Source organism: Streptomyces sp. W16, assembly GCF_033194735.1.
Classification (GTDB): Bacteria; Actinomycetota; Actinomycetes; order Streptomycetales; family Streptomycetaceae; genus Streptomyces.
Window position 1 is genome coordinate 1 of sequence record NZ_JAWOAI010000447.1, and the last position, 8,448, is coordinate 8,448.

The 8,448-nt window shown below is 71.6% G+C and carries 10 protein-coding genes; 5 read left to right on the plus strand and 5 right to left on the minus strand.

What is annotated here, in order from left to right:
- Window positions 1–442 (plus strand): TioE family transcriptional regulator (locus R6V09_RS39665; RefSeq protein ID WP_317886335.1); only part of this gene is annotated, 442 nt, incomplete at its 5' end.
- Here R6V09_RS39665 and R6V09_RS39670 read toward each other — a convergent pair.
- Window positions 439–1,371: a PfkB family carbohydrate kinase gene (locus R6V09_RS39670; RefSeq protein ID WP_317886336.1), complete on the minus strand. Its 933-nt coding sequence runs from the start codon at window positions 1,369–1,371 to the stop codon at window positions 439–441. The two genes, R6V09_RS39665 and R6V09_RS39670, sit on opposite strands and share 4 nt — an antisense overlap.
- Window positions 1,372–1,444: 73 nt before the next feature.
- On the minus strand, window positions 1,445–1,924 hold the full coding sequence (locus R6V09_RS39675) for a macro domain-containing protein (RefSeq protein ID WP_317886337.1): 480 nt from the start codon (window positions 1,922–1,924) through the stop codon (window positions 1,445–1,447).
- 78 nt (window positions 1,925–2,002) lie between these two features.
- On the opposite strand from R6V09_RS39675, the gene R6V09_RS39680 reads away from it, so the two are divergent.
- A complete protein-coding gene (locus tag R6V09_RS39680) occupies window positions 2,003–2,716 on the plus strand; it encodes a MerR family transcriptional regulator (protein ID WP_317886338.1) in 714 nt (237 codons plus the stop codon).
- Here the strand turns inward: R6V09_RS39680 and R6V09_RS39685 are convergent.
- Window positions 2,693–3,418 (minus strand): SDR family NAD(P)-dependent oxidoreductase, encoded by a 726-nt coding sequence (locus R6V09_RS39685; RefSeq protein WP_317886339.1) that lies wholly within the window; start codon window positions 3,416–3,418, stop codon window positions 2,693–2,695. The genes R6V09_RS39680 and R6V09_RS39685 overlap by 24 nt on opposite strands.
- Before the next feature lie 135 nt (window positions 3,419–3,553).
- Between R6V09_RS39685 and R6V09_RS39690 the strand changes: the two genes are divergently transcribed.
- The 3 genes from R6V09_RS39690 to R6V09_RS39700 all read left to right on the plus strand — a co-directional run bounded on the left by R6V09_RS39690 (window position 3,554) and on the right by R6V09_RS39700 (window position 7,205).
- Complete coding sequence (locus tag R6V09_RS39690) at window positions 3,554–4,603, plus strand: ABC transporter permease (protein WP_317886340.1); 1,050 nt, start codon at window positions 3,554–3,556, stop codon at window positions 4,601–4,603.
- A gap of 66 nt (window positions 4,604–4,669) precedes the next feature.
- Complete coding sequence (locus R6V09_RS39695) at window positions 4,670–5,731, plus strand: sugar ABC transporter substrate-binding protein (protein ID WP_317886341.1); 1,062 nt, start codon at window positions 4,670–4,672, stop codon at window positions 5,729–5,731.
- A gap of 1 nt (window position 5,732) precedes the next feature.
- A complete protein-coding gene (locus R6V09_RS39700) occupies window positions 5,733–7,205 on the plus strand; it encodes a sugar ABC transporter ATP-binding protein (protein ID WP_317886342.1) in 1,473 nt (490 codons plus the stop codon).
- Here the strand turns inward: R6V09_RS39700 and R6V09_RS39705 are convergent.
- Both R6V09_RS39705 and R6V09_RS39710 read right to left on the minus strand, forming a co-directional pair.
- Window positions 7,197–7,937 (minus strand): IclR family transcriptional regulator, encoded by a 741-nt coding sequence (locus R6V09_RS39705; protein ID WP_317886343.1) that lies wholly within the window; start codon window positions 7,935–7,937, stop codon window positions 7,197–7,199. The two genes, R6V09_RS39700 and R6V09_RS39705, sit on opposite strands and share 9 nt — an antisense overlap.
- 80 nt (window positions 7,938–8,017) lie before the next feature.
- On the minus strand, window positions 8,018–8,448 hold a 431-nt coding region (locus R6V09_RS39710), incomplete at its 5' end, for a thiamine pyrophosphate-dependent enzyme (RefSeq protein WP_317886344.1).

Consider the following 8,448-nt stretch of genomic DNA (forward strand, 5'->3'; position numbering starts at 1 on the left):
CGGCCCCGTGCCCGAGGAGCGCGGCGACACGTTCGTCGGCCCCTTGGCGCGAAGGCTCGGCCTCCGCCCGGCCACCCTCCGCACCTGGGAGCGAGCCGGTCTGGTTCGGCCGCGTCGCGACCCGCGCACCGGCTATCGGGTCTACGGCCCGGCCGACGTCCGCGACGCCCTTCTGGTCCACCAGCTCAGACGCGGCGGCTACCTGCTCGAACAGATCGCCCCGCTGATCGCCCAGGTCCGTACCGCCGGGGGCGTCACGCCGCTGGAGTCGACGCTGCGCGACTGGCACGCCCGCCTCTCGGCCCGGAGCCGCGCCATGCTCACCGGCGCCGCCGCCCTGGAGGCCTACCTCGACGATCCACCGGCGCCGGCCGCCGCGCCGGGCACCGACATCCCCGCCTCGCCCGCGCCCGGGCCTGGGTCCTCGCCCAGAACGGCCTAGTGCGGCGCGCCCATCGTCGCGGCCTCCAACTCGGCTACCCGCACGAGGAGTTCGTCCCGGCCCATGGGGTCGACCTCTGTCGACGGCACCGTGCAGGCGTGCGCCCCGGCGACCGCGCCGTAGCGGGCGCAGCGCAGTGGAGGTTCTCCGTCGAGCCAGCCGAAGAGGAAGGCGGCGGCGAAGGCGTCGCCCGCGCCGTTGGAGTCGACCACCGGCCTCGACGGCGGTGCGGTCGGGATGTGGGTCAGCTCGTCGTCGGCCAGCAGATAGGCGCCCTCCGCACCGGCTGTGGCGACCACCAGCCGGGCCCGGCCCCGCTCGGCGACGGCGCGCATGGTGTGCTCGGGCGCGCCGGTGAGCGCGGTGGTGGACAGGAAGACGATGTCCGCGGCGTGGGCGAACTCCTCCTGGTACGTGTTCTCGCCGTCCCAGTTGTGCAGGTCCGTCGAGATCGTCGCACCGGCCTCGCGCAGCGCGGGCAGGGCGTGGGCGCAGGGCTGGGTGATGGAGACATGGGCGTGGCGGCTCGCCCGGGCGAGGGCGCGGACCGTGGCTTCGGGGAGCCGGTCGTCGGGGTGGGCGCGGGTCGCGTCGTACAGGGACAGGCGCCGTCCGTCGGGGCCCACGAGGTTGACCGCGCGCTTGGTGCCGGCGGGCTGCGGGATTTCGGTGAGCGGGATGCCGTGGTCGCGGTGGAGCGCGCGGACCAGGTCGCCCTCGGGGTCGGCGCCGAGCATGTCGAGGTGGTGGGTGCGCAGGCCCAGTGCGCTCACGCCGAGGGCTACGAAGTCGCCGGTCTGGCCGGCGCGGGTGCGGATGCCGGGGTCGATCATGTAGCTGTCGGCGTACGGGAGCGGCAGTTCGGGGACGTGGACGATGGTGTCCACGCCGGCGCCGCCGAGGACGAGGACGTCGATGTCACGGCTCATGGTTCACGGCCTCCCCTGTGGTTGCGCAAGATTCTGCAACTCCTTTCAGCCCGGGGCAAGTTGGATCGGCGGTTCAGCCCTCGTGGTCGTACACCGTCACCGCGATCCCCCGCCGCGCCAGCCGCTCGGTGACCAGTGGTTCGACCCGTGACCACGTGCCGCCCGCGAGGCCGCACCCGATGCGGGGCATGTGCACGGACGCGCCGAGCTCCGCCGCACGGTCGGCCAGCAGGCCCAGGGCCGTGTCGATCGCCTCGTAGCGCACGGGAACGCCCTTGCTGCCCGCGCGTATCCCCCGCTGGCCGATCATGTTGGCCACCCACACATGGCGCTCGACCCGCACGAACCGGACGGCGCCCAGCGCGAAGTCGTTGGCCGCACGGTCGCGGTGCCAGGCCCGGTACTCCTTCTCCGGCTCCGGCCAGCGGCGCGACAGGGCCAGCACGAAGCCCTTTCCCCAGCCCCCGATGTCGTTGCAGACATGCGCGATCACCTTGACGCCCTTGACCGACGGAACGGTCGCGTCACCCCGGACATAGTCGATCTCCCCCATGTCGTCCACCGTAGACGGCACCACTGACAACGGCCCTCCGGGTTTCACAGTGTTGGTGAGACAGCGATACTGCTGCGCATGACGACCGACACCGGGGAGCCGAAGCTCACGATCGACGAACTGGCCGCGCGGGCCGGCACCACGGTCCGCACGGTCCGGTTCTACGGCACGAAGGGGCTGCTGCCGCCGCCGGTGATCGGGGCGCGGCGGGTCGGGCACTACGGGCAGCGGCATCTGGCCCGGCTCGCGCTGATCGAGGAGTTGCAGCACCAGGGCATGACGCTGGCGGCGATCGAGCGGTATGTGGAGCAGCTGCCGCCGGACCTGTCCGACCACGACCTGGCGATCCACCGGGCCGTGGTGGCGTCCTGGGCGCCGGACACCGAAGAGACCGTGACGCTGGAGGAGTTGCGGCGCCGGGCGGGGCGGGCGCTGGACGAGGACGACATCGAGCGGCTCGCCGCCATGAACGCGATCCGGCCCGACGGGGACGCCTACCGCGTCGACTCGGGGCTCCTGCGGCTCGCCGTGCAGCTGCTGGACGTGCCCCTGTCGCAGGAGGCGATCCTCGCCGCACGGGAGGTCCTGGTCGCGCACTCGCGTGCCGCGGCGCACGAACTGTCGCAGCTGTTCAGGGACGAGGTGGCCGAACGGGACGCGCAGGACGTGAAGTCCCTGTCCGCGCACATGCATCCGCTGGTGGTGCAGGCCCTGCTGACGACCTTTCAGCGGTCGTTGAAGGAGGAGCTCCAGCAATGGCTCGGCGCCTCACAAGTAGGCGGATCCTCCTGACACGTTGAGGGTCTGCCCGGTCAGGAACCCGCTGCCCTCGTCGACCACGTACAGCAGCGTCGACACGAGGTCGGACGGCAACTGCGTGCGCGGCACCGCCTGTTGGTCACGCACGGACTCGAAGCCGCCGTCCGCGCCGACCGTCCGCTCGGCGGTCGCCGTGCGGACCATGCTGGGCGCGATCGCATTGACGGTGATGTCGTACGGCCCGAGCGCTGCCGCCAGTGATCGTGTGAAGCCGATGAGGCCCATCTTCGAGGCGACGTACGGGACCATCGTGGGCGGTGCGGTGAGGACGGCCGCCGAGACGATGTTGACGATACGGCCGCATCCCGCCGCCTTCAGATACGGCAGGGCCGCGCGGGTCAGCAGGAACGGCGCCTCCAGGTTGACGCGCATGATCCGGCGCCACTCCTCGGGTGTGATCTCCTCGAAGGGGCGTTCCGGGTAGACGCCGGCGTTGTTGACCAGAACGTGCAGGGTGCCGAACCGGTCGATGACGCGCTCCAACGCCCCCTGGATCTGGCCCTCGTCGGTGACGTCGCCGATCAACTCGACGTAGTCCAGGACCCTTTCGGCGGTCTCCGGCTGCGCGACGAGATCGAGTCCGGCGACCCGGTAGCCGCGCCCGGCGAGCGCGACGGCGAACTCCTGCCCGAGGCCCTGTGCCGCTCCGGTCACCAGGGCGGTACGCGTCTCCATGGGGCGAGTGTGATGACCCGTCAGGCGTCCGGCAAGAGCGCATTTCACTCGCTGAAACGCCCTGGTTGCCGCGCACGCCCGGTGGGCCCACCCTGCGTGACGACCCCAGCACCAGCCGTACGGGAGCCGTGCCCGATGACCGAGACCGAGCGTGCCGTGGACGACGCCGAGCGCGCCCGCGAACAGGGCGGCGGGCAGGGCCTGTTGGGGCCCTTTCGGCGCCGGGTGACGCCGTTCCCCCGTCGGTGGGTCCGGGACGAGTTCGGTGTGCTGCTCGTGCTGGGGCTGCTGATCGCCGGGATCGGCATCCCGTACCCGGACTTCCTGGGCACGAACAACCTCCTGTCCACCGCCCACAACTCCGTCTACATCTCGCTGATGGCGTGCGGCATGGTCTTCGCGCTGTCGATGCGCGAGGTCGATCTGTCGGTCGGCGGCACCTACGCGATGTGCCTGGTCGTCGGGGCGCTGCTGGTGCGCGACGGCACGCCGCCCTGGCTGGCGGTGCCGGTGATGCTGGTCACCGGGATCGTGCTGGGCGTGTTCAACGCGCTGGTGACGACGCTGCTGGCGCTGCCGTCGTTCATCGTCACGCTGGGCACGCTGATGCTGTTCCGGGGTGTCGGGCTGGCCCTCGCGGACGGCAAGCAGATCACCGATCTCCCCCTGGACGACTCGTTCTTCACCTTCGCGGGCGGCGATCCGGGCGGGGTGCCGTTCGCGCTGTGGGTGCTGCTCGCCGTGGTCGTCGTCCTGGCGGTCGTGCTGTCCCGGACGCGCTTCGGGGCCCGGGTGCGGGCGATCGGGTCCAACCCCGACGCCGCCGCGTTCAGCGGCATCCCGGTCGTCCGCACCCGCATCCAGGCCCTGGCCCTGTCCGGCCTCACCACGGCCTGCGCCGCCGCGCTCGCGCTCGCCTTCTACGGCGCCGGTGATCCAACTCTGGGCCAGGGCTACGAGTTGCAGGCGATCGCCGCGTGCATCATCGGCGGCACCCCGCTGGCCGGGGGCCGCGGCTCGGTGGTCGGCGCGGTGGCCGGGGCGATGATCCTGTCGGTCGTCGCCTCCGGCCTGGTGTTCTTCGAAGTACCCATCAACTGGACGTCGTTCGCGACCGGCGGGGTGATCCTCGTCGCCGTCGCGGCCGACAGCGCGCTGCGCCGCACCGGACGCCGTCGCAAGTGAAGTCCCCCGTGGCCCAAGTCCCTCTGTGGTCAAGTCCCCCTGTGGTCCAGCCTTTTGGAGGCCGTGATGCACCCCCGTTCGCGTACGTGGTCCGCGGCGCTCGGCGCCCTGGTCCTGCTGGCCGCCGCAGGCTGCGGCAGCGGCTCCGGCGGCGGCAACGGCAGGCTCAAGATGGGTATTTCGGTCGCCAACATCTCCCTGAACTTCGCCCACGAGATGGTGCTGGGCGCGGAGAGCGCCGCGAGCCACGCGGGGAAGGTCGACTTCAAGGCCGTAGGACCGCCGAACACGGACGGGCCCGCCGAGGTACAGCTGTTCCAGAACCTCACCGCCGTCGCCAAGGACGGCATCGTCCTGGAGAACCTCGACCCGCCGATCTTCACCCGGCCCGCCGCACGCGCCGTCGACCAGGGCATCCCCATCGTCGCCCTGGACACCTCCCCCACCGACGGCAGCAAGGTCAACTTCTATGTGGGCAACGACAATTACGCACTCGGCGAGCTGATGGCCAAGGAGGCGCTGAAGCGGCTCGGCAGCAGCCCGAAGGGCCAGATCGTGATCGGTGTGCCGAACCCGGGGACGCCGGTGCTCGACAACCGCGCCAAGGGCATCGCCGACACGTTCAAGAAGGAGGCACCCGGCGTCAAGATCCTCGGCCCCTTCCAGACGTACAGCGACCCCGGCCAGAACTACAGCTCCTGGTCGGCGCAGGTGAACGCGCACCCGGACGCGCTCGCCTTCCTCGGCGTCGGTGACGCCGACAGCTACAACCTCGCGAAGATCAAGAAGGCGGAGCACGGCAAGTGGCTCACGGCCGGCTTCGACGTCGACCCGAAGACCCTGGACGCGGTGAAGGACGGCTCCAACTTCGTCACCATCGACCCGCAGCACTTCCTGAAGGGCTATCTGTCCACAGCGATGCTGATCGAGGCGGTGCGCGACAAGAAGGGGAAGCTGCCGGACGGCTGGTTCCTGTCCCCCGGCGGGGTCGTCGACTCCTCGAACATCGACGAGATCATCGCCCGCCAGAAGTCGGCGCAGGCCGCCTACGACTGGTACAAGCCGACGATCGACAAGCTGCTCGGCGACCAGACGGCCAACCTGAAGCCGCTGAAGAACGCGCGCTGACATGGCCCACGACGACATCCTCGTGGCCGGGGAACTGGTCAAGTCCTACGGCGGCGTACGGGCGTTGGACAGCGCGTCGATCCGGCTGCGCGGCGGTGAGGTGCACGCGCTGGTCGGTGAGAACGGTGCCGGGAAGTCGACGCTCGTGCGCATCCTGTCGGGGACGCTGGGCGCGGACGGCGGGACGGTGCGGGCGGCCAAGGACACCCGGATCGCCGTCGTCTCCCAGGAGTTGAGCCTCTTCCCGGACCTCACCGTCCGCGAGAACCTCTTCCCGCAGCACCCGCCTCTCCGACTGGGGCTGCTGGACCGACGCGCCATGGACCACGCGGCCCGACCGGTCCTCGCCGAACTCGGTCTCGACGTGGACCCCCGCACCGAACTGGGCGAACTTCCGCTCGCCGACCAACAGTTGACGGAGATCGCGCGCGCTCTGCTACGACGCCCCGGACTGCTGATCCTCGACGAGCCCACGTCGGCACTGCCTGCCGCCGCCGTAGACCGCCTCGAACGTGTCCTGCGCACCCTGACCGACCGGGGCATCGCCGTCCTCTACGTCACCCACTTCCTGGACGAGGTGATGCGCTTCGCGCAGCGCGTGACGGTGCTGCGGGACGGGCGGGTCGCGCTGGCGGGGGTGGAGCGCGCCGAAGTCGACGTGCCGGAGCTGGTGTCGGCGATGCTGGGCGGCCGTCCTGAGCAACCGCCGCGCCGGGCACGGTCGTTGGCCGACCTGCCGCCGCCCGTGGTGCTGTCCGGGGTGACCGTGCCCGGACGGCTGACCGAGGTGACGTTCACCGTGCGGGCGGGTGAGGTGGTCGGGGTCGCCGGGCTGCAAGGGGCGGGCCATCTCGACGCGTTGGCGGTGGTGTGCGGGCGTACGGCGGTCTCCGGGGGCCGGGTGGACGTCGGTGGCCGGGGTCTGCCGCGCTCGCTGCGGAACGCGGTGCGCGCGGGCGTCGCCTTCGTGCCGAGCGACCGCAAACGGTACGGGCTGATGGTGGACCGTACGGTGTGGGAGAACGCGACGGCGGTCAGCTGGCTGGCGCTGGGCAGGGGCGGGATCGCCCCCTCCCGATCCGAACTGGTGCGCCGCACCGTCGAGTTGACCGGTCGGCTGCGGCTGCGCGGTGGGCCGTACGACCTGGTCGCCCGGCTGTCCGGCGGCAACCAGCAGAAGGTCGTCTTCGCCAAGTGGCTGGCGACCGAACCGAAGATCGTCGTCCTGGACGATCCGACCCGGGGCGTCGACGTCGGCGTACGCGCCGAAATGCACCGCATCGTGGGCGAGTTGGCGGCGGGCGGCGCGGCCGTCCTGATCGCCTCGACGGACCTCGCGGAGCTGACGGAGGTGTGCGACCGGGTGCTGGTGTTCGTGCGGGGGCGGGTCACCGAGGAGGTGCGCGGGGAGCGGCTGACGGAGCACGGGCTGGCGGTGGCGATGCAGCGGCCGGAGGTCGCGGCGTCAGACTGACAGACTCCGTGTGATCGCCCGGGCCGCCGCGCACAGCCGTGCCCCGATGCGGTCCACGTCCAGGCGTCGGGTGCCGCCGGTGACGGAGATCGCGGCGATCGGACGGGAGCCGCGGTCGTGGGCGTAGACGGGGGCCGCGACCGCCGAGATGCCGACCTCGGCCTCCTCCAGGTTGACGCCGTAACCGCGAGCCCGGGTCAGGGCGAGGTCGCGGGCGAGTTGGCCGGGGAGGACCAGGGTGCGCGGGGTGAGGCGGGGCAGGGCGCGGCCGGGCGGGCGGGGGTCCTGGGCCAGGAAGACCTTGCCGGTGGCGGTGCAGTGGGCGGGCAGTCGGCCGCCGGTGCGGGAGACGATCGGGGTGGCGCGGCGGCCGGTGATCTTCTCCAGGAAGAGGGTGTCGGTGCCGTCGGGGACGGCCAGGTGCACGTTCTCGTGGGTCGCCTCGTGCAGATCGCCCAGGTAGGGCAGCGCCACGTCCCGCAACTCCCGTACGGACGGCGAGGACTGACCCAGGACGAAGAGGGCGAGCGCGATGCGGTAACTGCCTTCGGGGGTACGGTCCACCAGGCCGAGTCGGACCAGTTCACCGATCAGTCGGTGTGCCGTCGGTTTGGGCAGCCCGGTGTACAGGGCGAGTTCGGCGAGGGAGAGCGCGGTCCCGGCGTCGCCACAGGCGCGGAGCAGCAACACCCCGCGCGCGAGCACCGACTTCGGCAGCGGCCCATCCGTCATGGACCGATGGTGGTCGCTGTCGCGCACGGGTGACAAGGTGTGGGTGCCGGTGAGTCGCGACCGCAATCGAAGCGGTATGTCTACGAGGTCCGAAGCGGTACGTCCACGAGCATCGGCCGCGTCAACTCGTCGGCACCGGCGACCAGTTCACGCAGGTGGTCCGCACTGTCGGCCCGTACCGCGTCGACGCCGAAGAAGCGTGCGGCCCGGGTGAAGTCCAGGGCGCCCAACTCGGTGCCGGGGCAACGCCCGTTGCCGCCCATCGCCTCGTACGTGTCCTGAAGCGTGCGGTAACTCCCGTTGCCCATCACCACGAACAGCACCGGCACCCGCTGCCGCGCCGCGCTCCACAGCCCCTGGAGTCCGAACAGCGCGCAGCCGTCGCCGAGGACCGAGACGACCGGGCGCCCGGGTTCGGCGAGCGAGCGGCCGACGGCGGCGCCGATGCCCCAGCCCAGGCCGCCGCCGACGGTGTGGGTGTAACTGCCGGGACGGTCGAGTCGTAGCAGCC

Coding starts and splice junctions, on each gene's coding strand:
- R6V09_RS39670 (WP_317886336.1), bottom strand. CDS start 1,371: ATGAGCCGTGACATCGACGTCCTCGTCCTCGGCGGCGCCGGCGTGGAC.
- R6V09_RS39675 (WP_317886337.1), bottom strand. CDS start 1,924: ATGGGGGAGATCGACTATGTCCGGGGTGACGCGACCGTTCCGTCGGTC.
- R6V09_RS39680 (WP_317886338.1), top strand. CDS start 2,003: ATGACGACCGACACCGGGGAGCCGAAGCTCACGATCGACGAACTGGCC.
- R6V09_RS39685 (WP_317886339.1), bottom strand. CDS start 3,418: ATGGAGACGCGTACCGCCCTGGTGACCGGAGCGGCACAGGGCCTCGGG.
- R6V09_RS39690 (WP_317886340.1), top strand. CDS start 3,554: ATGACCGAGACCGAGCGTGCCGTGGACGACGCCGAGCGCGCCCGCGAA.
- R6V09_RS39695 (WP_317886341.1), top strand. CDS start 4,670: ATGCACCCCCGTTCGCGTACGTGGTCCGCGGCGCTCGGCGCCCTGGTC.
- R6V09_RS39700 (WP_317886342.1), top strand. CDS start 5,733: ATGGCCCACGACGACATCCTCGTGGCCGGGGAACTGGTCAAGTCCTAC.
- R6V09_RS39705 (WP_317886343.1), bottom strand. CDS start 7,937: ATGACGGATGGGCCGCTGCCGAAGTCGGTGCTCGCGCGCGGGGTGTTG.